Origin of the sequence: Enterobacter sp. GER_MD16_1505_Eko_090 (assembly GCF_003331015.1) — a bacterium.
Lineage (GTDB): Bacteria > Pseudomonadota > Gammaproteobacteria > Enterobacterales > Enterobacteriaceae > Enterobacter > Enterobacter roggenkampii.
Genome location: NZ_PUQF01000015.1, coordinates 20,874 through 45,462, shown reverse-complemented (window position 1 = coordinate 45,462; position 24,589 = coordinate 20,874). Strand labels below are relative to the sequence as shown.

21 protein-coding genes are annotated in these 24,589 nt (G+C 58.1%); 7 read left to right on the top strand and 14 right to left on the bottom strand.

Annotated elements, in window-relative coordinates:
- Positions 1 to 146: 146 nt before the first annotated feature.
- Positions 147 to 1,793, top strand: a complete 1,647-nt coding sequence (locus tag C6A40_RS17170) for a Na+/H+ antiporter (protein ID WP_008503391.1) — start codon at positions 147 to 149, stop codon at positions 1,791 to 1,793.
- A gap of 81 nt (positions 1,794 to 1,874) precedes the next feature.
- On the opposite strand, the gene C6A40_RS17165 is transcribed toward C6A40_RS17170, so the two are convergent.
- On the bottom strand, positions 1,875 to 2,762 hold the full coding sequence (locus C6A40_RS17165) for a LysR family transcriptional regulator (RefSeq protein ID WP_045335170.1): 888 nt from the start codon (positions 2,760 to 2,762) through the stop codon (positions 1,875 to 1,877).
- Between the two features lie 102 nt (positions 2,763 to 2,864).
- Between C6A40_RS17165 and C6A40_RS17160 the strand changes: the two genes are divergently transcribed.
- Both C6A40_RS17160 and C6A40_RS17155 read left to right on the top strand, forming a co-directional pair.
- Entirely contained in the window at positions 2,865 to 3,275 is a 411-nt protein-coding gene (locus tag C6A40_RS17160; protein WP_021242769.1) for a CidA/LrgA family protein, read from the top strand.
- Complete coding sequence (locus C6A40_RS17155; RefSeq protein WP_032664712.1) at positions 3,268 to 3,957, top strand: LrgB family protein; 690 nt, start codon at positions 3,268 to 3,270, stop codon at positions 3,955 to 3,957. Before C6A40_RS17160 ends, C6A40_RS17155 begins: the two co-directional genes overlap by 8 nt.
- Before the next feature lie 32 nt (positions 3,958 to 3,989).
- On the opposite strand, the gene actP is transcribed toward C6A40_RS17155, so the two are convergent.
- The 3 genes from actP to acs all read right to left on the bottom strand — a co-directional run bounded on the left by actP (position 3,990) and on the right by acs (position 7,991).
- Positions 3,990 to 5,639, bottom strand: coding sequence for a cation/acetate symporter ActP (gene actP, locus C6A40_RS17150; protein WP_008503395.1), 1,650 nt, complete (start codon positions 5,637 to 5,639; stop codon positions 3,990 to 3,992).
- The gene (locus C6A40_RS17145; protein ID WP_008503396.1) at positions 5,636 to 5,950 is read right to left on the bottom strand and encodes a DUF485 domain-containing protein; all 315 of its coding nucleotides are present in this window, start codon (positions 5,948 to 5,950) and stop codon (positions 5,636 to 5,638) included. The genes actP and C6A40_RS17145 overlap by 4 nt, the downstream gene beginning before the upstream one ends.
- Positions 5,951 to 6,032: 82 nt before the next feature.
- Positions 6,033 to 7,991, bottom strand: a complete 1,959-nt coding sequence (gene acs, locus C6A40_RS17140; RefSeq protein ID WP_008503397.1) for an acetate--CoA ligase — start codon at positions 7,989 to 7,991, stop codon at positions 6,033 to 6,035.
- Positions 7,992 to 8,414: 423 nt separating this feature from the next.
- Here acs and gltP point away from each other — a divergent pair, with 423 nt between their 5' ends.
- Positions 8,415 to 9,728 carry a glutamate/aspartate:proton symporter GltP gene (gene gltP, locus C6A40_RS17135; RefSeq protein WP_008503398.1) on the top strand — a complete coding sequence of 438 codons (1,314 nt, stop codon included), beginning with the start codon at positions 8,415 to 8,417 and terminating at the stop codon, positions 9,726 to 9,728.
- Between the two features lie 80 nt (positions 9,729 to 9,808).
- Here the strand turns inward: gltP and C6A40_RS17125 are convergent, their stop codons facing one another.
- The 3 genes from C6A40_RS17125 to fdhF all read right to left on the bottom strand — a co-directional run bounded on the left by C6A40_RS17125 (position 9,809) and on the right by fdhF (position 13,228).
- Positions 9,809 to 10,483 carry a tetratricopeptide repeat protein gene (locus tag C6A40_RS17125; RefSeq protein ID WP_023293510.1) on the bottom strand — a complete coding sequence of 225 codons (675 nt, stop codon included), beginning with the start codon at positions 10,481 to 10,483 and terminating at the stop codon, positions 9,809 to 9,811.
- A gap of 121 nt (positions 10,484 to 10,604) precedes the next feature.
- Positions 10,605 to 10,757: a Hok/Gef family protein gene (locus C6A40_RS17120; RefSeq protein ID WP_045335172.1), complete on the bottom strand. Its 153-nt coding sequence runs from the start codon at positions 10,755 to 10,757 to the stop codon at positions 10,605 to 10,607.
- 323 nt (positions 10,758 to 11,080) lie between these two features.
- Positions 11,081 to 13,228, bottom strand: coding sequence for a formate dehydrogenase subunit alpha (fdhF, locus tag C6A40_RS17115; RefSeq protein ID WP_084832316.1), 2,148 nt, complete (start codon positions 13,226 to 13,228; stop codon positions 11,081 to 11,083).
- Positions 13,229 to 13,484: 256 nt separating this feature from the next.
- On the opposite strand from fdhF, the gene C6A40_RS17110 reads away from it, so the two are divergent.
- Positions 13,485 to 14,216 carry a response regulator gene (locus tag C6A40_RS17110; RefSeq protein ID WP_021242940.1) on the top strand — a complete coding sequence of 244 codons (732 nt, stop codon included), beginning with the start codon at positions 13,485 to 13,487 and terminating at the stop codon, positions 14,214 to 14,216.
- 3 nt (positions 14,217 to 14,219) lie between these two features.
- On the opposite strand, the gene lpxO is transcribed toward C6A40_RS17110, so the two are convergent.
- From lpxO to C6A40_RS17075, 7 genes are all read right to left on the bottom strand, one after another.
- Positions 14,220 to 15,128: a lipid A hydroxylase LpxO gene (lpxO, locus tag C6A40_RS17105; RefSeq protein ID WP_045335176.1), complete on the bottom strand. Its 909-nt coding sequence runs from the start codon at positions 15,126 to 15,128 to the stop codon at positions 14,220 to 14,222.
- Positions 15,129 to 15,271: 143 nt separating this feature from the next.
- Positions 15,272 to 16,279: a carbohydrate kinase family protein gene (locus tag C6A40_RS17100; RefSeq protein WP_023293506.1), complete on the bottom strand. Its 1,008-nt coding sequence runs from the start codon at positions 16,277 to 16,279 to the stop codon at positions 15,272 to 15,274.
- Positions 16,276 to 17,136, bottom strand: coding sequence for a ketose 1,6-bisphosphate aldolase (locus tag C6A40_RS17095; RefSeq protein ID WP_025912336.1), 861 nt, complete (start codon positions 17,134 to 17,136; stop codon positions 16,276 to 16,278). Before C6A40_RS17095 ends, C6A40_RS17100 begins: the two co-directional genes overlap by 4 nt.
- Positions 17,137 to 17,146: 10 nt before the next feature.
- On the bottom strand, positions 17,147 to 17,833 hold the full coding sequence (locus C6A40_RS17090) for a D-lyxose/D-mannose isomerase (protein ID WP_023293504.1): 687 nt from the start codon (positions 17,831 to 17,833) through the stop codon (positions 17,147 to 17,149).
- A gap of 49 nt (positions 17,834 to 17,882) precedes the next feature.
- Complete coding sequence (locus C6A40_RS17085) at positions 17,883 to 18,824, bottom strand: ABC transporter substrate-binding protein (RefSeq protein WP_021242935.1); 942 nt, start codon at positions 18,822 to 18,824, stop codon at positions 17,883 to 17,885.
- Positions 18,825 to 18,854: 30 nt separating this feature from the next.
- Positions 18,855 to 19,850 (bottom strand): ABC transporter permease subunit, encoded by a 996-nt coding sequence (locus C6A40_RS17080; RefSeq protein WP_023293503.1) that lies wholly within the window; start codon positions 19,848 to 19,850, stop codon positions 18,855 to 18,857.
- Positions 19,847 to 21,367 carry a sugar ABC transporter ATP-binding protein gene (locus C6A40_RS17075; protein WP_021242933.1) on the bottom strand — a complete coding sequence of 507 codons (1,521 nt, stop codon included), beginning with the start codon at positions 21,365 to 21,367 and terminating at the stop codon, positions 19,847 to 19,849. Before C6A40_RS17075 ends, C6A40_RS17080 begins: the two co-directional genes overlap by 4 nt.
- A 181-nt stretch (positions 21,368 to 21,548) precedes the next feature.
- Between C6A40_RS17075 and C6A40_RS17070 the strand changes: the two genes are divergently transcribed.
- The gene (locus tag C6A40_RS17070) at positions 21,549 to 23,825 is read left to right on the top strand and encodes an ATP-binding protein (RefSeq protein ID WP_045335179.1); all 2,277 of its coding nucleotides are present in this window, start codon (positions 21,549 to 21,551) and stop codon (positions 23,823 to 23,825) included.
- Between the two features lie 121 nt (positions 23,826 to 23,946).
- Entirely contained in the window at positions 23,947 to 24,573 is a 627-nt protein-coding gene (locus tag C6A40_RS17065) for a GNAT family N-acetyltransferase (protein ID WP_008500049.1), read from the top strand.
- Positions 24,574 to 24,589 lie beyond the last annotated feature (16 nt).

The following is a 24,589-nucleotide window of genomic DNA, read 5'->3' as shown; positions in this document are numbered from 1 at the left end:
TCCTTTGATGCGAAAACGGGTGGCTCAGGCCGCCCGTTTTTATTTTCAGGACTCATCCTGTTGCCTTTTGCGTTACTCTGGGGAAGATAGAATAAAAGGCACGACGCCTTCCGGAGTACATAAGCAACACAGCAAACAGGGAACGCATGGAAATCTTCTTCACAATACTCATCATGACCCTTGTGGTCTCGCTATCCGGGGTGGTTACACGCGTACTGCCCTTTCAGGTCCCCCTGCCATTAATGCAAATTGCCATCGGCGCGCTGCTGGCGTGGCCGACGTTTGGCCTGCACGTGGAATTTGACCCCGAACTGTTCCTCGTGCTGTTCATCCCGCCACTGCTGTTTGCCGATGGCTGGAAAACGCCCACGCGCGAGTTCCTTGAGCACGGGCGAGAGATCTTCGGCCTGGCGCTTGCGCTGGTGGTGGTTACCGTCGTCGGGATTGGTTTCCTGATCTACTGGACGGTACCGGGTATCCCGTTAATTCCTGCCTTTGCGCTGGCCGCCGTGCTGTCGCCAACCGATGCCGTGGCGCTGTCCGGCATTGTGGGCGAAGGCCGCATTCCGAAGAAAATCATGGGGATTTTACAGGGTGAGGCGCTGATGAATGACGCCTCCGGCCTGGTCGCCCTGAAGTTTGCCGTGGCCGTTGCGATGGGCACGATGGTCTTTACCGTCGGCGGCGCGACGCTGGAGTTCTTTAAGGTAGCCATCGGCGGTATTCTCGCGGGCTTCGTGGTGAGCTGGCTGTACGGCCGCTCATTGCGCTTCCTCAGCCGCTGGGGCGGCGATGAACCCGCGACGCAGATCGTGCTGCTGTTCCTGCTGCCGTTCGCCTCTTATCTGATTGCCGAACATATCGGCGTGTCGGGCATTCTGGCCGCGGTCGCGGCAGGGATGACCATCACCCGCTCCGGCGTGATGCGCCGCGCGCCGCTGGCGATGCGCCTGCGTGCCAACAGCACCTGGGCGATGCTGGAGTTTGTCTTTAACGGCATGGTGTTCCTGCTGTTGGGCCTGCAGCTGCCGGGCATTATGGAATCCTCGCTGGTGGCGGCGGAGGCCGATCCGAACGTTGAGGTCTGGATGCTGTTTACCGACATCGTGCTGATCTACCTGGCGCTGATGCTGGTGCGTTTCGGCTGGCTGTGGACGATGAAAAACTTCAGCGTCCGCTTCCTGAAGAAAAAACCGATGGAGTTCGGCTCGTGGACAACGCGTGAGCTGCTGATTGCCTCTTTTGCGGGCGTACGCGGGGCGATAACCCTCGCCGGTGTGCTCTCCATTCCGCTGCTGCTGCCGACGGGCGATGTCTTCCCGGCGCGTTACGAACTGGTGTTCCTGGCGGCGGGGGTGATTCTGTTCTCCCTGTTCGTCGGCGTGATTATGCTGCCGATTTTGCTCCAGCATATTGATGTTGGCGATTCGACCCAGCAGCACAAGGAAGAGCGTATTGCGCGTGCTGCGACCGCCGAAGTGGCGATTGTCGCCATCCAGAAAATGGAAGAGCGCCTGGCCGCGGATGCGGAAGAGAACATCGACAATCAGCTGCTGACGGAGGTGAGTTCCCGCGTAATTGGTAACCTGCGTCGCCGCGCGGACGGGCGTAACGATGTAGAAAGCTCGCTGCAGGAGGAGAACCTGGAACGCCGGTTCCGTCTGGCCGCGCTGCGCTCAGAGCGTGCCGAACTGTATCACCTGCGCGCCACGCGCCAGATCAGCAACGAGACGCTGCAAAAGCTACTGCACGATCTGGACCTGCTGGAAGCGCTGTTGATAGAGAATCAGTAGCGCTGTTTTGCCGGGTGGCGGCTTCGCCTTACCCGGCCTACGGTTCGAACGTAGGCCCGGTAAGCGCAGCGCCACCGGGCACTATTCAGACCGCACCCAAAACCCCTCACAACACTGCAGCCACGCCTGCGCGCTCTGCGACAAATAGACCCCTTCACGCCAGATCATCCCTAACTGCCAGTGCAGATCGCTCTCCAGCGGGATCCAGCGCAGCGTGTTTTTATCCAGACGTTCGCAAATCGGCTGCGGCAGAATGGCAATCCCCACGCCGGCCTGCACCATCGCGGCCAGGAAATCCCACTGCCCGCTGCGCACCGCGATGCGCGGCTTGACGTTATGGTGGTTAAACAGCGTCATCAGCTGGCGGCTGAGAGCGAAGTCTTCGTTGTAGATCAGCAGAGGGTGCTCGCCGAGCAGCTCAGGCTTCACCGCGTCCCTTTTCAGCCAGTCGCCGGAGCGGGGCACCAGCACGCACAGCGGGTGGCTAAAGAGCGGAAGCGTCGCCAGGCCGCTCTCTTCCTCAACGGGGAGGGCGGTCATGGCCACGTCGAGCTCGCCGTTAGTGACGGCCTGCTGGACGGTTAAGCCACCAAACTCCGAAATCTTCAGCTCTACGCCAGGATAGCGCTGGCGAAACAGGCCGATCGGCCCGGCCATCATCATCCCCACCATCGGTGGAATGCCGAGGCGAAGCACCCCTTTGGTCAGATGATTAATATCGTCCAGCTCCGCTTCCAGCTGGCGGAACTCCGCCAGAATGGCCAGCCCGCGTTCGAACACCACGCGTCCGGTGTCGGTCAGCAGCAGCTTGCGACCATCGCGGATCAGCAGGGTACAGTTAAGTTCATCTTCGAGGTTTTTCAGCATCTTGCTGATGGTGGGCTGGGTAACAAACAACTTCTCCGCTGCGCGGGTAAAACTTTGCTGGCGAACCACTTCGACAAAATAGCGCAGCGTTCTTATGTCCATGATTATTCCTCGAAACTATACCTGTGATGATTTTAATTCATTTCAGTCCATACCGTGCGCTCACTATACTGGCGCCTCGTCTCATTTTTGAGGAAAACCCCCATGGCCGTGGCGTTAAGCCGTGTTACGCCTGCCGTTGTGCAACGACTCCAGGTCCCGGTTCAGGTACTGCTCTACGCGGGACTGTTTGTTTTCGCCGAATATCTTGTCGGCTGGCTCCACCTGCCGCTGCCTGCCAACCTGGTGGGGATGCTGCTGATGTTGACGCTCATCCTCTGTCGCGTGATCCCCCTTAACTGGGTGCGCGCCGGGGCGCGCTGGCTGCTGGCGGAGATGCTGCTGTTCTTTGTGCCTGCCGTGGTGGCGGTGGTGAACTATGCGCAGCTGCTGATGGTGGACGGCTGGCGCATCTTCGCGGTGATCGCGCTGAGTACGCTGATGGTGCTGGGAGCGACCGCCTGGGTGGTGGATAAAGTGTATCGCTTTGAAATCAGCAGGCACAAACATGACTAACTTTCAGATCAGCGTCTTGTGCCTGATCGCGACGCTGGCGATCTACTTTGCCAACAAGCGGCTGTATCGCCGGTTTCATGCGCTGCCGCTGATGCCGCTGGTCTTCACGCCGATCCTGCTGGTGCTGATGCTGGTCTTCGGCCACATCTCCTGGCAGAACTACATTGGTGAATCCCACTGGCTGCTGTGGCTGCTCGGCCCGGCGACCATCGCCTTTGCCGTGCCCGTTTACGACAACCTGGCGATTATCAGGCGCCACTGGATGTCGCTCAGCGCAGGCGTGATCACCGCTACGGTGGTCGCGGTCTGTAGCTCCGTCTGGCTGGCGAGACTGTTTACGCTGCCCGATGAAATTCAGCGCAGCCTGGCCGTGCGCTCGGTGACCACGCCGTTTGCGCTCGCGGCGGCGAAACCCCTCGGCGGACAGCCGGACCTGGTGGCGCTGTTTGTGGTGGTGACGGGCGTCTTTGGGATGGCGGTGGGCGATATGCTCTTTCTGCGGCTTTCTATTCGGGAAGGAATGGCCAAAGGCGCGGGGTTTGGCGCGGCGTCGCACGGCGCGGGGACGGCGCGTTCGTATGAACTCGGTCAGCAGGAGGGGGTTGTCGCAAGCCTGGTGATGATGCTCTCGGGCGTGACGATGGTGCTGATTGCGCCGCTGGTGGCGTGGGTGATGTTTTGAACTCCCCGGCCAGAGCGGCCGGGGAGAAAGGTTTAGTGCGCGCGGCCCTGCTCAACGCCAAGACCGGTTTGTGAACGAATAAACTGGGCGCGGAATTTCTCGCGCTCCAGGTTACCCTCCGGCGAATTGTCGGTAGCCGAGAAGACCCAGATACCGATAAACGCCACGGCAATCGAGAACAGCGCCGGATATTCATACGGGAAGATGGCGCTGGCGTGACCGAGGATCTGCACCCAGATCGTCGGGCCCAGAATCATCAGGATCACCGCCGTCAGCAGCCCCAGCCAGCCGCCAATCATCGCGCCACGGGTGGTCAGCTTCGACCAGTACATGGAGAGCAGGATGATCGGGAAGTTACAGCTTGCCGCGATGGAGAAGGCCAGCCCCACCATAAAGGCGATGTTTTGCTTCTCGAACAGAATGCCCAGCAGGATCGCCACGACGCCCAGCACCAGCACGGTGATTTTAGAAACCTTCAGCTCATCGCGCTCGCTCGCGCCTTTGCGGAAGACGTTGGCGTAGAGGTCATGCGAAACCGCCGACGCGCCAGCCAGCGTCAGACCCGCAACCACCGCAAGAATGGTGGCGAAGGCCACGGCGGAGATAAAGCCGAGGAACAGGTTGCCGCCCACCGCGTCGGCCAGATGCACCGCCGCCATGTTATTGCCGCCAATCAGCGCGCCTGCCGCATCTTTAAACGCCGGGTTCGCCCCCACCAGCATGATCGCGCCAAAGCCGATAATAAAGGTCAGGATATAGAAGTAACCCATGAAGCCGGTCGCGTAGAAGACGCTCTTGCGCGCTTCACGCGCGTCGCTCACGGTGAAGAAGCGCATCAGGATATGCGGCAGACCCGCCGTGCCAAACATCAGGCCCAGACCGAGCGACAGGGCCGATATCGGGTCTTTCACCAGCCCGCCCGGGCTCATGATGGCTTCCCCTTTCGGGTGGACCGCCATGGCTTCAGTGAACAGGTTATTGAAGCTGAACCCGACGTGCTTCATCACCATAAAGGCCATAAAGCTGGCGCCGAACAGCAGCAGCACGGCTTTGATGATCTGCACCCAGGTCGTCGCCAGCATGCCGCCGAACAGAACGTACATCACCATCAGCACGCCCACCAGCACCACCGCGATGTGGTAGTTCAGGCCGAACAGCAGTTGGATCAGTTTACCCGCGCCCACCATCTGCGCAATCAGGTACAGCGCCACCACCACCAGCGAACCGCAGGCGGAGAGGGTGCGAATCGGTCCCTGCTTCAGGCGATACGAGGCCACGTCGGCGAAGGTGTAGCGGCCCAGATTGCGCAGGCGCTCGGCAATCAGGAACAGAATGATCGGCCAGCCGACGAGGAAGCCGAGGGAGTAAATCAGGCCGTCATAGCCGGAGGTGTAGACCAGCGCGGAGATCCCGAGGAACGAGGCGGCGGACATAAAGTCACCCGCAATCGCCAGCCCGTTCTGGAAGCCGGTAATGTTGCCGCCTGCGGTGTAGTAATCGTTACGGGAGCGCACGCGTTTCGACGCCCAGTAAGTGATATACAGCGTCAGCACCACGAAAATCAGGAACATCACAATCGCCTGCCAGTTGGTTGGCTGGCGCTGTACCTCGCCGGTAATCGCATCTGCCGCGTGGGCGGCAAAGGGAAGCGTGGCGGCGAGCGCCGTCAGAATTCTCTTCATGATGCTTTTACCTCTTGCAGTACCGCTTTATTAAGGCGATCGAATTCACCGTTCGCGCGCCAGACGTAAACGCCGGTCAGCACAAATGAAATCACGATGACGCCAATGCCAATGGGAATACCGCGCGTCACGCTGGTGCCCTCGTGCAGCGGGGTGCCCAGCCAGTGCGGCGCAAAGGCGATCAGCAGAATAAAGCCGACATAGATAATCAGCATGATGATGGAAAGGGTGAAGGCAAACCGTTGCCGCTTATCGACGAGCTCCCTGTAGTGCGCACTATTCTCTATCTGCTGACAAATATGGTCATTCATCACAGAGTCTCCAAAGGTAAGGTTGGTTTGTTTTTATCCCCTCTCCCCTATGGGGAGAGGGTGAGGGGAGAGGGAGAAAACACTAGGAAGGCATTGCGATGGCCTGCTTCTCTTCGAGCAGTTTTTCCACCACGCCAGGATCTGCGAGCGTTGAGGTATCACCGAGGTTGCTGGTGTCCCCTGCCGCGATTTTGCGCAAGATACGGCGCATGATTTTGCCGGAGCGGGTTTTCGGCAGCGAGTCGGTCCAGTGCAGCACGTCCGGCGTCGCCAGCGGGCCAATCTCTTTACGCACCCAGTTGCGCACCTCAGCATAGAGCTCTGGCGACGGCTCTTCCCCGTGGTTCAGGGTGACGTAAGCGTAAATTGCCTGGCCCTTGATGTTGTGCGGAATGCCGACAACGGCGGCTTCGGCAATCTTCGGATGCGACACCAGCGCCGATTCAATCTCCGCGGTGCCCAGACGGTGGCCGGAGACGTTCAGCACGTCGTCCACGCGTCCGGTGATCCAGTAATAGCCATCTTCATCACGACGCGCGCCGTCGCCGCTGAAGTACATGTTTTTAAAGGTCGAGAAGTAGGTCTGCTCGAAGCGATCGTGATCGCCGAACAGGGTACGCGCCTGACCCGGCCACGAGTCCGTGATCACCAGGTTGCCTTCGGTGGCCCCTTCCAGCGGGTTGCCTTCGTTATCCACCAGCGCAGGCTGTACGCCGAAGAACGGACGCGTTGCCGAGCCCGCTTTCAGCTGCGTGGCACCCGGCATCGGGGTGATCATAAAGCCGCCGGTTTCGGTCTGCCACCAGGTGTCCATGACCGGGCATTTCTCGTTGCCGATTTTCTTCCAGTACCACTCCCAGGCTTCCGGGTTAATGGGCTCACCCACGGAACCGAGGATGCGCAATGAAGAGCGGTCGGTGCCTTCGATGGCTTTGTCGCCTTCCGCCATTAAGGCGCGGATGGCCGTTGGTGCGGTGTAGAGAATGTTGACCTGGTGTTTGTCGACCACCTGGCACATACGCGCCGGGGTCGGCCAGTTTGGCACGCCTTCAAACATCAGCGTTGTTGCGCCACAGGCCAGCGGACCGTACAGCAGGTAGCTGTGCCCGGTGACCCAGCCCACGTCGGCAGTACACCAGTAGATGTCGCCCGGGTGGTAGTCGAAGACGTATTTGAAGGTAGTGGCCGCGTAGACCAGATAACCGCCGGTGGTGTGCAGCACGCCTTTCGGTTTGCCGGTTGAGCCAGAGGTGTAAAGAATGAAGAGCGGATCTTCCGCGTTCATCTCTTCCGGCTGATGCTGGTCGCTCGCCTTTTCAATCAGGTCGCTCCACCACAGGTCGCGCCCCTCGTGCCAGTCGATTTTGCCGCCGGTACGCTTAAGGACGATGACGTTGCTGACCGTGTTGACGTTCGGGTTTTTCAGCGCTTCGTCGACGTTTTTCTTCAGGGGGATACTGCGTCCTGCGCGCACGCCTTCATCGGCGGTGATCACCAGTTTTGAGCTTGAATCGACAATACGACCCGCAACCGCCTCTGGCGAGAACCCACCGAAAATAACGGAATGAATCGCGCCGATACGCGCACAGGCCAGCATGGCCACCGCCGCTTCCGGCACCATCGGCATATAGATAGCGACCACGTCGCCTTTTTTAATGCCTTTATCCAGCAGGACGTTGGCAAAGCGGCACACGTCGCGGTGCAGTTCTTTATAGGTAATGTGTTTGCTCTGCGAGGCATCATCGCCTTCCCAGATAATCGCCGTCTCGTTCCCGCGCGCGGCAAGGTGACGGTCCAGACAGTTTGCCGCCAGGTTCAGCGTGCCATCTTCATACCATTTAATGGAGACGTTACCGGGCGCAAAGGAGGTGTTCTTTACCTTCTGATAAGGTTTGATCCAGTCAAGGATATGGCCCTGCTCACCCCAGAAGGTGTCCGGGGCGGTAATAGATTGCTGATATTTCTCGTGGTACTGCTCCGGGTTGATCAGGCAACGGTCCGCAATGTTTGCGGGAATGTCATGTTTGTGTATTTGGCTCATGGCTTTTTTTCTCCTTGTAAGATGTTAATAATATGTCGCAAAAACGTTAATAGTAGGGGCTTTACAAGCTTTGTTTATTATTTGGGCGACAGATCACGCATTGTTTGAACAGGTTGAAAAATGAGCGAATGAAACTTTGAAGGAAAATAATTTATGCTGACGATTATTCACATTTATGTTTAAAAAAGGTTTTTTATAACAAAAGGTTATTTATTAGAATCAGGAGAAACTCCCGTCACAGACGCTTTTACGAGTGAAATGCGTCGTTCTTTAAGGCTTGCGCAACAGGCCGCGCAAATGATACTCATACGCCGCGTTAAAAAATCCCATAAATCGACGCAACACAATTCATACCCTTTCAGTATGTCCCCATATTCATGCAGTTTAAGTGAATAAGGCGCTTCATTGAGGAAGTCAGTTTCTATGAAAAACGTTAAAGTCAGCCTGGCCTGGCAGATCTTAATCGCCCTTGTGCTGGGCATCCTGCTGGGCAGTTACCTCCACTATCACAGCGACAGCCGCGACTGGCTGATTGCGAACCTGCTTTCACCGGCAGGGGATATCTTTATTCACCTGATCAAGATGATCGTGGTACCGATTGTGATCTCGACGCTGGTGGTGGGTATTGCAGGCGTCGGCGATGCGAAGCAGTTAGGCCGTATTGGTGCGAAAACCATTATCTATTTCGAAGTGATCACTACGGTTGCGATCATTCTCGGTATCACCCTGGCGAACGTTTTCCAGCCGGGTTCCGGGATTGATATGTCGCAGCTGGCGACGGTGGATATTTCGAAATACCAAAGTACGACCGCTGACGTGCAAAGCCATGCACACGGCCTGATGGGCACGATCCTTTCTCTGGTACCGACCAACATCGTGGCGTCGATGGCGAAGGGCGAGATGCTGCCTATTATCTTCTTCTCGGTCCTGTTTGGTCTGGGGCTCTCTTCACTGCCCGCGACGCACCGCGAACCGCTGGTGACCGTGTTCCGCTCGATCTCCGAAACCATGTTTAAAGTGACCCACATGGTAATGCGTTACGCGCCGGTAGGGGTGTTTGCGCTTATCGCCGTCACCGTGGCGAACTTCGGTTTTGCCTCCCTCTGGCCGCTGGCGAAGCTGGTGCTCCTGGTGCACTTTGCCATCCTGTTCTTTGCGCTGGTGGTGCTGGGAATTGTGGCGCGTCTGTGTGGGCTGAGCATCTGGATCCTGATTCGTATCCTGAAAGATGAGCTGATTCTGGCCTACTCCACGGCAAGCTCTGAAAGCGTGCTGCCGCGTATTATTGAGAAGATGGAAGCCTACGGTGCGCCAGCGTCGATCACCAGCTTCGTGGTGCCGACCGGTTACTCCTTTAACCTGGATGGTTCCACGCTCTACCAGAGTATCGCCGCTATCTTTATTGCGCAGCTGTACGGCATTGACCTGTCGCTGTGGCAGGAGATCGTCCTGGTGCTGACCCTGATGGTGACGTCTAAAGGTATCGCAGGCGTACCGGGCGTTTCGTTCGTGGTACTGCTGGCGACGCTGGGCAGCGTAGGCATTCCGCTGGAAGGCCTGGCCTTTATCGCGGGTGTGGACCGTATCCTCGACATGGCGCGTACGGCGCTGAACGTGGTGGGGAATGCGCTGGCGGTGCTGGTTATCGCCAAGTGGGAACACAAATTCGACCGTAAAAAGGCGCTGGCGTATGAACGCGAGGTGCTGGGTCGTTTTGATAAGACGGCTGACCAGTAACATCCTAAGCCCGGTGGCGCTGCGCTTACCGGGCCTACGGGCTTTGTAGGCCGGGTAAGGCGAAGCCGCCACCCGGCACTTTATTCTCCGCTCAACGCATCAAACTCTTCGCACCCCGTATCAAACCCTTCCGTACAGCTCAGGTTTAACCAGTACAGCGCTTTCTGTTTATTGGGCGTGATAAAGCCTTTCTCACCCTGCCTGAACAACATCCCAGCCCAGTACTCGGCGTAGCCGGTACGCGAAAGGGCTGAACTCCGCTTGAACCACGAGGCGGCTTGCACGTCATCCTGCGCTACCTCGACGCCGTTGGCATAAATCAGCCCCAGCAGCAGCTGTGCATCGACCGCAGAGTCGCTGTCGATATCTTCGGTTGCCGTGTGCAGCAGTCTGATGGCCTGGGGATAGTCCGTTTTTCCCGCCTGAGTATTCACCAGAATGCGCGCCAGCATGATCGCGCCGCGTTTGCTGCCAGCAATGTTTGCCTGTTGGGCCAGGGCTTTGGCCTGAGTGTAATCGCCCTGCGTAAAGAGGATTTGCGAGAGCAACCCCATGGCGTCGACATCGCCGCCTTTCGCGGCTTTCTCGGCCCACAGCGCGGCCTGCTTGCTGTCGCCGGAGCTGAAGTACGTATCGGCAAGATAATACTGGGCACGCGCATCACCGGCTTCCGCCTGTTTCCGATACTGGCTGCCTATCTCATCGGCGCGGGCGAAGGATGTTAAAAACACTAACAACAGAAAAATGGCTTTCATGGATTCTTATCATCTGGGTACACGCCGCGCAGTATAATCGCGGGCGCAAAAGAAAAAAATGGGTGCATTAAGACCTCAGCATCCTACAAGCCGGGCGGAACCGTTGTTCCGCCCGTAGAGGTTAGCCTGGGTTGCAGGCTAATTTAGCCGCCACCTCCTGATGCTCACTCTTTATTGAAAACTCGCAGAGCCTGCCGCGAGTAATAAAGGTAAAGATCACTATCGTCAGGCAAACAATAACGACGATGCCTAACGCAGTTTTTAATGGCGTCATGCCTTTTACTCCTTGTCAAAAAAAGAATAAGAGGCTACTCTCAACTTGTTGGAGTTGAGGGAGAGTAGCCTCGGGTAAATGAAAATTTCCCGGGGCTTTCTACTTTCTGTCCCTCAACAATGCTCAAGACAGAAAGTCTTAAGCACCCGCCGCACATCTTATCCCTCTGAATTAAAATGCAAAGATGTAATTCCTTTTCGCGAAAATTACATTATTTCTGCGAGCCGCTTTCCAGAATGATAATTTCTATTTCTTATGAATTAATCGGAAATAAAAAGGGAGTGAATATATCACTCCCTTTATTCAACGATAAATTAACGGCTTCAACCCATTGCGCTTTCGCGCAGTCGGGCTTTCAGCTTGTTATATTCGTCGATCACATACTGTTCCGCCGCGTGCTGATCCGCAATCGGCTCCACGCGCACGGCGCAGTATTTATACTCCGGCGTTTTGGTTATCGGGCTTAGGTTCTCCGTGACCAGCTCGTTACAGGCGCCAATCCACCACTGGTAGGTCATATAGACCGCCCCTTTGTTTGGACGATCGCTGACCTGCGCACGGGTGATAATCCGCCCTTTGCGCGAGTTCACCCACACCAGCGCTTCATCCTCAATACCGAGCCGTTCCGCATCGGCGGTGTTGATTTGCGCATAGCCGGGCTCGTCCGCCAGCGCGGCCAGCGCGGCGCAGTTTCCGGTCATCGAGCGGCAGGAGTAGTGGCCCACTTCGCGTACGGTGGAGAGCACCATCGGATACTCATCGGTGAGTTTATCGATCGGCGCGACCCAGTCGCAGGTGAAGAACTGCGCCAGCCCGTTCGGGGTGTCGAATTTCTCCTTAAAGAGATAGGACGTCCCCTGATCGGCCTCCGACTCGTCCCGGCACGGCCACTGGATGTATCCCAGCTCACCCATTTTTTCATAGGTGGCGCCGTAGAAGTCCGGACACAGGCTGCGCAACTCATCCCAGATCTCCTGGGTGTTGTTGTAGTGCATCGGGTAGCCCATGCGGGTGGCGATTTCACTGATGATCTGCCAGTCCGTTTTCAGATCCCACTTCGGCTCGACCGCCTTGAAGAAGCGCTGGAAGCCGCGGTCGGCCGCCGTGTAGACGCCTTCATGCTCGCCCCAGGAGGTCGACGGTAAAATGACATCCGCCGCCGCCGCGGTTTTGGTCATGAAGATATCCTGGACAATCACCAGCTCCAGATCCTCAAACCCTTTACGCACTGCAGAAAGCTCGGCGTCGGTCTGAAGCGGATCTTCACCCATGATATAGGCCGCACGCACTTCGCCATGCGCCGCGCGGTGCGGCAGCTCGCTGATGCGATACCCGGTATGTTCCGGCAGGCTTTCCACGCCCCACGCCTTCGCGAACTTGGCGCGGTTTTCCGGGAACTTCACGTACTGGTAGCCCGGATACGTGTCCGGCAGCGCGCCCATATCGCAGGCGCCCTGCACGTTATTCTGACCACGCACCGGGTTCACGCCAACGTGGGCTTTACCCAGATTACCGGTCAGCATCGCAAGGCTGGTGAGCGAGCGCACGGTTTCCACTCCCTGGTAGAACTGGGTCACGCCCATACCCCAGAGAATGGCGGCGGTTTTTGCCCCGGCATACATTCTGGCCGCCTGACGAATCTCCTGCGCGCTGACGCCGGTTATCGCTTCGACGGATTCAGGCGTATAGCCCTCGACTATTTTCTTATACTCTTCAAAGCCTTCTGTACGGGTCGCGACAAACGCCTGATCGTACAGGTTCTCCTCAATAATGACGTGCCCCATTGCGTTCAACAGCGCGATGTTTGAGCCGTTTTTCAATGCAATGTGCATATCCGCAATGCGCGCGGTTTCAATTTTGCGCGGATCGCAGACGATGATTTTCGCCCCATTCTGTTTAGCGCGAATAACGTGGTTCGCGACGATAGGGTGAGAATCCGCCGGGTTATAACCAAAGATGAAAACGAGATCGGTATTATCTATCTCGTTGATGGCATTACTCATTGCGCCGTTACCGACCGACTGGTGCAGACCTGCAACCGATGGGCCGTGTCAGACGCGAGCGCAGCAGTCGACGTTATTGGTACCAATAACGGCGCGCGCGAATTTTTGCATCACATAGTTGGTTTCATTTCCCGTCCCGCGGGAAGAGCCGGTGGTCTGGATGGCATCCGGGCCATACTTGGCCTTAATGGCACTCAGGCGCGTGGCGACATAATCCAGCGCCTCGTTCCAGGAGACGGCTTCCAGCTTGCCGCCGCGCTCGCGGCGGATCATAGGGGTTTTCAGGCGCGGGGTAAGAATTTGGGTATCGTTAATAAAATCCCAGCCGTAGTAACCTTTCAGGCACAGCGTGCCCTGGTTGGTTTTCCCCTGCGCGGCCTCCGCCCGGACGATTTTGCCGTTATCGACCACCAGGTGGATCTTGCAACCTGAGGCACAATAAGGGCAAACCGTGACGACTTTTTTCATCAGTCTGCTCCAGTTAATCGAATCGTTCGCACCCACTATGCAGCTTCTATGCCATGTTTTTTGTATGGGTATCCCCTGACTTTACGGCCCATCCGGGGTGAAAACCCTGACAAAAAGCAGTCAATCGTCAAAATTGACGTGTCGACAGGGCGGCGGATGTGACATGGGTTGAATTTCCGTCACTGAAAAAACCTTTTGACTGGAGCCGACGGCAGAATAGTTCAGACTTAACATAATCCCCTGACGGAAGCATACGATGAAACCGGCGATTCTGGTGGTTGATGACGATACGGCAGTCTGCGAACTGCTTCAGGACGTGCTGAGCGAGCACGTCTTTAGCGTGCTTGTCTGCCATAACGGCCAGGATGCGCTGCGCCAGGTGCAGCAGGAGCCGAATATCGCGCTTGTGCTGCTGGATATGATGCTGCCGGATATCAACGGCCTGCAGGTTCTGCTGCAGCTGCAAAAGCAGCGTCCGGCGCTACCGGTTGTGATGTTAACCGGCCTGGGCAGTGAGTCAGACGTGGTGGTGGGGCTGGAGATGGGGGCCGACGATTATATTGGCAAACCGTTCAACCCGCGCGTGGTGGTCGCCCGGGTGAAAGCGGTGTTGCGCCGAACGGGCGCGCTGGCGGCAGAAGCCCCCGCAGCGCCCGTCGCGGGCATTGCGTTTAATGGATGGACGCTTGATACCACCCGCTGTGAGCTGATTGATCCGCAGCGTAATACCGTGCCCTTAACCCAGGGCGAGTACGGCCTGCTGCTGGCGCTCACGCAAAATGCCCGCCGGGTGCTGAGCCGCGATCGGCTGCTTGAGCTGACCCACAGCGAAAGTGCCGACGTGTTCGACCGCACGATTGACGTGCTGATCATGCGCCTGCGCCGGAAAATAGAGGCTAACCCGCATCAGCCTGCGCTCATCAAAACCATCCGCGGGTTGGGTTACGTGTTTGCCACTGACGTGAGCCGGCCCGAACAGGCGGCATAAGGCTTACGTTATCGCCGGAACAATGATGGCGGCAAAAATCGCGATGATGCACAAATACTTGAGGGCGTAATAGGCCTTACGGTTCCTTTTTTTCAGACGCTGCCCCCGTTCGCGGCCCGCATGAACGTATTTAAAAATGCGGTTAATGCCGCCGGTGCTGTCATTCTCGTCATTCGGTGAGCTGGCCGCAGACATCAGCGTGGTTCCCACCCAATGGTTAACCGCCTGCGCCCAGCGCCATTTCATCGGACGCTCGATATCGCAGAAGAGAATAATGCGCGTTTGATCCGATTTATTTTCTGCCCAGTGGACGTAGGTCTCATCAAAAATAACGGCTTCACCATCCCGCCAGCTGTGGCGCTGCCCGTCGACTTCAATAAAGCAGCGATCGTCATTCGGGGTGAATAAGCCCAGATGGTAACGAACCGAGCCCGCATACGGATCCCGGTGCTTGCCAAGCTTTGCACCCGCCGGCAGCTCGGCAAACATGGCCGCCTTCACCGAAGGGATTTCACTCACCAGCCGGGTCGTCACCGGGCATAAAGACTGCGCGGAGGGATGGGCATCGGCATACCACTTCAGATAAAAACGTTTCCAGCCGCGTTTAAAAAAGGTGTTAAAGCCAGCGTCGTTATTATTTTCCGCTGCCTTAATATGATGTTGCAAACGCAGCGCCTCTTCGCGAATAACCAGCCAGTTTTCCGTCAGCTTATTTAATTCCGGGAAGCGCTCTGTTTCAAAGAAAGGCTGCCTGGCGGGCAGGGAAGAAAACGCCGTCATAAACATATTGATGGGCGCCATAAACGTCGAATGGTCGAAGAGCTGACGGGAAAGCGTCTGTTTTTCTTTGCCGCGGGAATGCGCATAAATAACGCTGATACTGAAAATACCGATGATGATGGCTGCGAACATTTTTCCCTTGTCCTCTTTCTATCTCATTTCGGAAAAGCGTGCGGACAGAGTGCTGCCCACGCCGAATATGCCAGATGGAGAGAGTGTAGTTCGGGAATATAAAATTCATAGAACTGTAATGAAAAATCGCAATTATTGTTAAATTAAATGCTCTCGCGAATAAACGCCTGCAGCTCGGCCAGCGTTTTTGCGCCGTCAATCGCATTGGCGGCCAGCAGGCTTGCCCGCGCGCAGGCGTGCGCCAGATAAATACTTTCTGTCAGCGGGAGCGATTCATGGCAGCCGTATAAAAAGCCCGCGCAAAAGGCATCGCCCGCGCCGACGCTGCCAATAATCTCTTCCTGCTCCAGCATCCATGACGGGATCCAGCGACCCTCTTCACCGCGAGCTTCTCCCCATGCGCCTTCCGGACAGTGGATCACCACCCGCTGGCGTACGCCGGCCGCCAGCAGCTGCGCCGCGGCGTCCGCGATATGGGCAATGTGCGGGGCGTCGTTTTCGTCACGCATTGTCAGGCCGCTAAACTCACCGGCCTCCAGCTCGTTAATCACCAGATAGTCGAGATGGCGAAGGGCAGGGAGCACCAGCGGCTGATAGCGCGGGTCGCCCTTGCGGGAAACCAGATCGAGCGAGGTTTCATACCCCTGGTCGCGCATCTGCGCCAGCAGCCGCGCGCTGCGGGTGCCAAATTCGTCATCGGGCATATCCAGGCTGTCGAGCAGCAGGAGATAGCCGAGATGGAAGATCTTCATCGATCCGTCTAAGCGATCGAAGGCGGGAAGATCCAGCAGGCGGTTGGCCCCCGGCGAGTGGAAAAAGGTGCGCTGTCCGCTGGGGTCGGTCATCACCTGCGACATGGAGGTTGGCGCAAAGGTGGTGCGCTGTACGCGCTGGCGGTTGACGTGGTACTGGTCGAGCATCGCCAGAATGTAGTCCCCGTCGCCGTCTTCGCCAATCAGCCCCACCGCCTGCAGCGGCAGGCCAACGTGCATTTTTGCCAGCGTCAGCAGGACGTTGAGCGGCGCGCCGCCGGTTGAGCGTTCGCTGTGGGTGATTTCCGCCAGCCAGCCGCGCTCCGGCCACTGCACGATCTGGTGGACGTGGTCCACCAGCATATTGCCTGCGGCGATGATGCCTTTGCGTTCCATCATGCCTGCCCCGCGCTGCCGAAGATGCGCATCTGTTCGGCGACCGTATCGGTAATCGCTTCTTCAATGCCGAGCAGCAGTTCGGCAAACTCGTCGTACAGCGGCTGGCGGTTCGCCATGCGCTGCTCCACGGCGGCGAGCGCGGCCTGCGACATGCCGGTATAGAAATTGATTTTATGAATGCCCAGCTCGATGGCGCGGCGGAAGTCGGCATCGCTAATCCCGGAGCCGCCGTGTAAAACCAGCGGCAGCCCCGTCTGCTGACGAATGGCGTCCAGACGCGGGAAATCGAGCTTCGGCTCGCCTTTATACTTGCCGTGTGCGTTGCCGATGGCGACGGCCAGCGCGTCGATGCCGGTTGAATCAACAAATTCGCGCGCCAGCTGCGGATCGGTGAAGAAGGCTTCATCCGCATGTCCGTAAAGCGCGCCCCCTTCATCACCCCCGACCGCGCCCAGCTCTGCCTCCACGGAGACGCCCACCGCATGGCACATTTTCACCACTTCCCGCGTCTGGCGAACATTTTCCTCATAGCTCAGCGTAGAGCCATCGAACATCACGGAGCTGAACCCTAAGCGCAGGGCGCGCACGACGGCGTCATAATGCAGGCCGTGGTCGAGGTTGAGCACCACGGGAATAGCGTGGCGAGCGGCCTCGAACTTCACCGCTTCGACAAGGGAATCCAGCGACACGTACTTAAAATGCACTTCCGCGATGTTGATGATAAACGGCGAGCGTTCCTGCTTTGCGGCGGCGAACAGCGCGCGCAGGAAGTGGGAGTCGAGCACGTTAAACGCGCCCAGCGCATAGCGGTGTTGTCTGGCGTGCGCAAGACCGTCGGCAAGAGAAATCAATGGCATCATTCACCCCTTATATCCGGAACAGGTTGTACTCGTTGCACAGCACCAGCAGTGCCGGTTCGTCTTCTTCGATGTTGTTATAGCGGGCAACGGGCTGCAAAAAGTGGTTGTCGTGTTCATCGTCATTAACCGAGGAGACTTCCCCCACCAGCACGTCGCCGAAGCCGCGTTCGCCCCAGAAACTGTGGTAAAGAGTGGGCGTCAGGCAGATGCTTTCCCCTGGCGTGAGGCGCAGCTGGCTGCCGGGGGCGTGGGTCTGGCGGCAGCCGTCGACGGTGACGGTCACGTCGGTGTTTTCCGTCTCTTCATGCGCTCCGGCATTCCATAACTCAATGATCAGATTCCCGCCGCCCCGGTTGATGATGTCTTCGCGCTTGCGCCAGTGAAAATGCATCGGCGTCACCTGGCCGTCGCGCACGTGCATGATTTTTTCGGCATAGCTTTTTTCATAAGGCACGCCGTTGGGCGAGCCGTTGCGCAGGGTAAACAGCGTCAGGCCCTCAGCGGCAAAGTTGTTGCCGCCGAACGCCGTCACGTCCCAGCCGAGCTTGAGGTCGAACACTTCCTGCCATGCGGCCTGGTCAAGCTGCTGCCATTTCGTTGGCGGAAAGCTGGCAAAAGGCGGGAGATGAACGTCGTGCATGGAGAAAAACTGCCGCGTGTGGCCGAGGATTTCATTGATGTCGGAGCGTTTCATGGGGACTCCTTGAAAACAGTACCCTCTCCCTGCGGGAGAGGGAAAAGGATCATTTAACCGTCCACCCCTTATACGTGCCGACGTTCTTTTTATCGATCATCGTCACCGGGATCAGCACGGGCGCTTTCGGCGCGGGTTTGCCCTGGAGAATGTCATAGCCGATCTCCACCGCCTTTGCCGCCATGACCTGCGGATCCTGCGCCGGGGTTGCGACAAACAGGGAATTTTCGCGCTTCAGCGCTTCCTCACCGTCCGGCGATCCATCCACGCCAACGATAAAGAACTCATTGCGCTGCGCCTGTTTCGCGGCCAGATCGGCACCGATCGCGGTCGGATCGTTAATCGCAAACACGCCGTCGATCTTCGGATTGGCCGCCAGCAGGGAGGTCATGACTTCCAGACCGCCTTCACGACTGCCCTTGGCGTTCTGGTTATCCGAGAGCACCTTGATATCAGGATGTTTTTTGAACTCCGTCTGGCACCCTTCTACGCGGTTTTGTACCGCAGAGACCGGCGGTCCGTTGATGATCACCACGTTGCCTTTCCCTTTCAGGCGGTCGGTAATGTACTTACAGGCCATCTCACCCGCCTGGGTGTTATCGGAGGTGATGGTGGCATCAGCCCCTTCCGCCGCCACGTCAACCGCCACGACCACGATCCCGGCGTCCTTCGCGCGCTTCACCGCCGGGCCGATCCCTTTGGAGTCCGCGGCGTTGAGGATGATCATGTCCACTTTCGCGGCAATGAAGTTGTCGATCTGCGCCACCTGCTGGCCCAGGTCGTACCCGCTGGAGACCAGCGTCACCTTGACGTTATCGCCCGCCAGCTTGCGCGCTTCCAGCTCGGCACCTTTGGTGATCTGCACGAAGAACGGGTTAGCCAGGTCGCCCACCGTCACGCCAATGGACTTCAGATCTTTCGCCTGCGCAAACGGCGTTGCGGCAAGCAGCGCGCCAGCACAGAGCGCGGTCACTAAGGGTTTCAAACGCATCTTGTCTTCCTCACTCGTAGGGTATTGTTGTTATGCACTTTGATGGTGTCGGGTACGGTATTTGTCGATCAGCACCGCAATGATGATCACCGCCCCTTTGATCACTAGCTGCCAGAAGTAGGAGACGCCCATCAGCGTCATGCCGTTGTTGAGGGTGGCGATGATCAAGGCACCGACCAGCGTGCCGGTGATCGTGCCGATCCCGCCAACGAAGCTGGTGCCGCCGAGGATCACCGCCGCAATCGCATCCAGCTCGTAGCCCGTGCCGAGGTTGCCGTTAGCGCTGTAGAGGCGTGAGGCGCTCATGACGCCGCCGAGGCCGGAGAGCAGGCCGCTCATGCCGTAGACAAACAGCAGCACCAGCCAGACCTTAATGCCCGTTAAGCGCGCCGCCTGCATGTTGCCGCCCACGGCGTAGATGTGAACGCCGAGCGTGGTGCGGCGCAGGATGAACCAGCACACCACAATGACCGCCAGGGCGATCGCCACCAGCCAGGGGATCGGGCCGAGGTAGTTATTGCCGATCCACTCGAAGTTGATGTTGGAGTTAATGACCGTCGTGCCGTCGGCCAGCAGATAGGCCGCGCCGCGCAGCGCCGTATAGGTGCCGAGCGTGACGATGAAGGGGGGCAGCCCGGCAAAGGCCACCAGTGCGCCGTTGAACAGGCCCAGCACCATGCCGAGCATCAGCGCGGCCGGAATGGACAGCCCGGCGAATTCGGGAATGAGCGACACCACCATCGCCGCCACCGCCGTGGTGCCGAGAATCGACCCCACCGAGAGGTCAATCCCGCCGGTGAGGATAATAAAGGTCATTCCCGCCGCCAGCACGATGTTGATCGACGCCTGACGGGTGATGTTGAGCAGGTTGCTCTCAGTGAAGAAGTTGGGCGCAATAAAGCCAAAAACCGCCACAATCAGGATCAGAATCGGCAAAATACCGACCGTTTGCATCAGATCGCTCATCAGCATTTTTTTGGCGGAGGCGGATTTCGCCACCTGCTGCGGTTGGGTTGGAGTTGTCATGATTGCACCGCCTGATGATGAGTGTCGTTCACGCCGGTTGCCAGCGTCATAATGTTTTCCTGAGAGATGTCACGCCCGTGAAGCTCGCCCGCGATGCTGCCTTCCCGCATCACGTAAACCCGGTCGCTCATGCCCACCACTTCCGGCAGCTCGCTGGAGATCATCAGGATCGCCACGCCTTTGCGCGCCATCTGGTTCATGATGCGGTAGATCTCGCTTTTTGCGCCGACGTCCACGCCGCGCGTGGGTTCGTCCAGAATCAGAATGCGCGGGCCGATGGCGACCCAGCGGGAGATGAGCAGTTTTTGCTGGTTGCCGCCGGAAAGACCGCCTGCGCGCACCTGCGAATGGGGCACGCGGATATTGAGCAGGGCAATGGCGTCATCGGAAATGGACTGGGCTTTTTTGCGGTTCAGCCAGCCGAAGGTGGCGTCGCGCTCCAGCGTCGCCATAGTGATGTTCTCCTGCGCCGCCAGCTCCAGAAACAGCCCCTGCTCCTTGCGGTTCTCGGTGAGAAAACCGATGCCGTTTTCGATGGCCGCGCGCGGGGAGTGGATCACCACCGGCTCGCCGTCGACCTCAATCATGCCGCCCGTGGCTTTACGCACGCCGAAGATAAGCTGTGCCAGCTCGGAACGTCCGGCCCCCACCAGTCCTGCCAGCCCGACGATTTCGCCGGAACGCACCTGCAGGCTGCACGGCTGTACTTTTTTACCGTCGGTGAGGTGGTGGACGTTGAGACGCGGGCTGCCGAGGGGAATATCACGCTCCTTGTTGAACAGGTCGCTTAGCGGGCGGCCCACCATCATCTTTACCAGTTCCGACGCGTTCAGCTTGTCGCGCGTCAGGCTCCCGACGTACTGCCCGTCGCGCAGAACGCTGACGCGGTCAGAGAGTTCATAGACCTCCGCCATGCGGTGGCTGATATAGATGATCGCCATCCCTTCATCGCGCAGGCGCAAAATCAGTTCAAACAGGCGATGGGTTTCGCGGGAGGAGAGGGCGGCGGTGGGTTCATCCATCACCAGAATGCGGCTGTTGCGGTGCAGCGCGCGAGCAATTTCCACCTGCTGCTGTTCGGCGATGGTGAGCTTCATCACCAGATCGGTGGCGCTAAACTGCGCGCCGAGGCGGTCAATCACCGCCTGCGCTTGGGCGGCCATCTCTTTGCGCTGGACCAGCCCGCCGCGCGACAGCTCGCTGCCGAGGAAGATATTTTCGGCTACGGTCAAATTGGGCGCGAGCTGCATCTCCTGGTAAATCAGCGTGATGCCTGCGGCCAGGGCATCCTTCGGCCCTTTAATGTGAAACGGCTGGCCGTCGATCAGGATCTCGCCGCCGGTGGCGGTATAGGCGCCCGCAAGGATTTTCATCAGCGTGCTTTTGCCTGCGCCGTTTTCACCCATCAGCGCGTGGATCTCACCAGCAAAGACCGTCAAATCCACACCCTTGAGCGCGTGGAAACTGCCAAACGTTTTGGCAATGCTGCGCATCTCTAATACCGGGGTTCTGCTCATGGCGGATCTCCTGTGAATGCCGATTTCTGCACTTCATCACAGGTGCGTAAATGCAAAATGTCAGAAGCTGTTCATATTTGTCATAGTTATGAATAGCTAATCGCCGTCACATTTTCCTTTTCCCTCTCCCTGTGGGAGAGGGCCAGGGTGAGGGCACCAAACCGCACAGGAGCCCAACCCCATGCCATCACGCCCCCCGTTCTTCGCCAGCGCCCGAGGCCGCCTGCTGATTTTCAATCTGCTGGTGGTCGCCGTGACGCTGATGGTGAGCGGCGTGGCGGTGCTCGGCTTCCGCCACGCCAGCCAAATCCAGGAGCAGGTCCAGCAGCAAACGCTGGACGACATGACCGGCAGCATGAACCTGGCCCGCGACACCGCCAGCGTGGCAACGGCGGCGGTGCGGCTCTCGCAGGTGGTCGGGGCGCTCGAGTATAAAGGTGAAGCCGAGCGCCTGAAGCAGACGCAAATGGCCCTGCGCCACTCGCTGGAGCAGCTTGCGGAGGCGCCGCTGGCGCAGCAGGAGCCAGCCCTGGTGGCGCGTATTATTCAACGAAGCAATGAGCTACAGCAGAGCGTGACGGAGATGCTGGAGCGCGGACAGCGACGCCATCTGGAGCGTAACGCGCTGCTGAGCTCGCTGTACCAAAGCCAGAGCTACCTGCGTCATCTGCAGGATATCAACCGTCGTTATGACAGTAACGTACCGGATGCGCAGCAGCTGATGGAGATGGACCGGCTGATCGCTGCTGCCATCGACACCCCCTCGCCGCGCGCGACCGTTCAGCAGCTGGACGCGGTGGCCGCAACGCTGCCCCGGAGTGCCGCACAGCCGGTTGTGAAGGCGGTTCTGCCTGATTTTAATGCCGAGCTAGGTCAGCTCGCCCCGCTGTCGAAGCAGCTGGAAGAGAGCGATCTGGCGATAAGCTGGTACATGTTCCACATCAAGGCACTGGTGGCGATCCTCAACAGCGATATTAATCAGTACGTTGAGCAGGTGGCGCAGGCCTCCCGGCTTCGCACGGCCCAGAGCCATCACGAACTGCAATCCATCAGCGTGTTTATCACCATTTTCGCCGTGCTGGCGCTGATCATCACCGGGTGTGCCTGCTGGTATATCTACCGCCATCTGGCCTCCAATCTGACGGCAATTTCCCGGGCGATGTCACGCCTTGCGCACGGCGAACAGGATGTTTCCGTTCCCGCGCTGCAGCGGCGTGATGAGCTGGGCGAACTGGCGCGCGCGTTTAACGTTTTTGCCCGCAACACCGCCTCGCTTGAGCACACCACGCGCCTGTTGAAAGAGAAGACCACGCAGATGGAGATCGACCGCATTGAGCGTCAGGGGCTGGAAGAGGCGCTCCTGCACAGCCAGAAAATGAAGGCCGTCGGACAGCTGACGGGCGGGCTGGCGCATGATTTTAATAACCTGCTGGCGGTGATCATCGGCAGCCTTGAGCTAACCGACCCCGAATCAAACGACGCGCCGCGCATTACCCGGGCGCTGAAGGCGGCCGAGCGTGGCGCCTTGCTGACCCAGCGCCTGCTGGCGTTTTCCCGCAAGCAATCCCTGACCCCGCATGCGGTAGAGATGCAGCCGCTGCTGGAGAACCTCCGGGAACTGCTGCGTCACTCCCTCCCTGCCACCCTGACCCTTGAGATCGAAGCGCAATCCCCGGCATGGCCCGCCTGGATAGACGTTAGCCAGCTGGAAAACGCCATCATAAACCTGGTGATGAACGCGCGCGATGCAATGGAAGGGCAAAGCGGGGTGATAAAAATCCGCACCTGGAATCAGCGCGTCACCCGCAGCGACGGGCGCAGGCAGGATATGGTGGCGCTGGAGGTCATTGACCGCGGCTGCGGGATGTCTCAGGAGGTGAAATCCCGCGTCTTTGAGCCGTTCTTCACCACCAAACAGACCGGGAGCGGGAGCGGGTTAGGCCTGTCGATGGTCTACGGCTTTGTCCGCCAGTCCGGCGGTCGCGTGGAGATCGAGAGCGCGCCGGGGCAGGGGACGACCGTCCGGCTTCACCTTCCGCGATCGACGCTACCCGTAGTTCCTGAAGATGAAACGCTCTCTGCCACCGCCTCCGTCGATAGCGAGCGGCTGGTACTGGTGCTGGAAGATGAAGCCGATGTCCGTCAGACCCTGTGCGAGCAGCTGCACCAGCTTGGCTACCTGACGCTCGAAGCGGAAAACGGCGAGCAGGCGCTGAACATGCTGGCGGCGTCGCCGGATATTGGCATGTTTATCAGCGACCTGATGTTGCCCGGAAGCCTGAGCGGGGCCGAGGTGATTAGCCATGTGCGCAGCTACTATCCGCAGCTTCCGGTGCTGCTGATCAGCGGACAGGATTTACGGCCCACGCATAATCCTCAGCTGCCGGACGTTCAGCTACTGCGCAAGCCGTTTACGCGGGTGCAGCTGGCGCAGGCGCTGCGGAAAATATGTTTTTAAATGCCCCTGTTTAGGATTTCATCAAGAGCAACGTTGACGCCGGTGATGTTAATCTGCGCAAAATTTAGCAGATTGGGATATAAAAGGAATTATGCCGGTACTCACAAAGGGGGACTCACAAATGATCGTGATGCCTACAACATACAGCCCGAGCACAATTGCCAGGTCGTTTAAACTCGTTGATGAGTTTGAGCTTTCCGGGCGAGTGCTACATGTTATTTTTGATAGCCAGACGCCAAGAGCTGCGATTATTGAAGCGGATATCGAAACCTTCGATGGGGTGCCCCGGCATCGGGTTGTTGCTGCCCTGGATTTACAACGTAAAACGCATTTGGGTGAAGATATCATTGCCGTCGAGCGCTGTTGGGAAGATGCCAATGTTATTCAGGTAGAAGGTATCTGTGTTGATCCCGCCGAGCGTGACAAGGGACTGGCAACTCGCCTGTATGAAGCCCTGGTATTACAATGTGGCGTGACACTTGTCAGCGACTTTGAACAATATGAGGGTGGGAAGATGCTCTGGCAGAAAATTGCCCGCGAGTCTGACCAAATCGCTGTATTTGTTCTTGATACCGAGCAGGGCGCATTTTGGCCGTATGATGGTAGCAAGGTTATCTATGACGGAGGGTGTATCCCCGAAGATCGTATCTGGAGCCATTCGCCGGATCAAAAATGCTACGGCATCGTCCTGGTCGCAGAAAATAAACAGCGTGCGAATCAACTGATGGAAGTCCCAGGACACAACTGAATTTGAGATTCCTCCG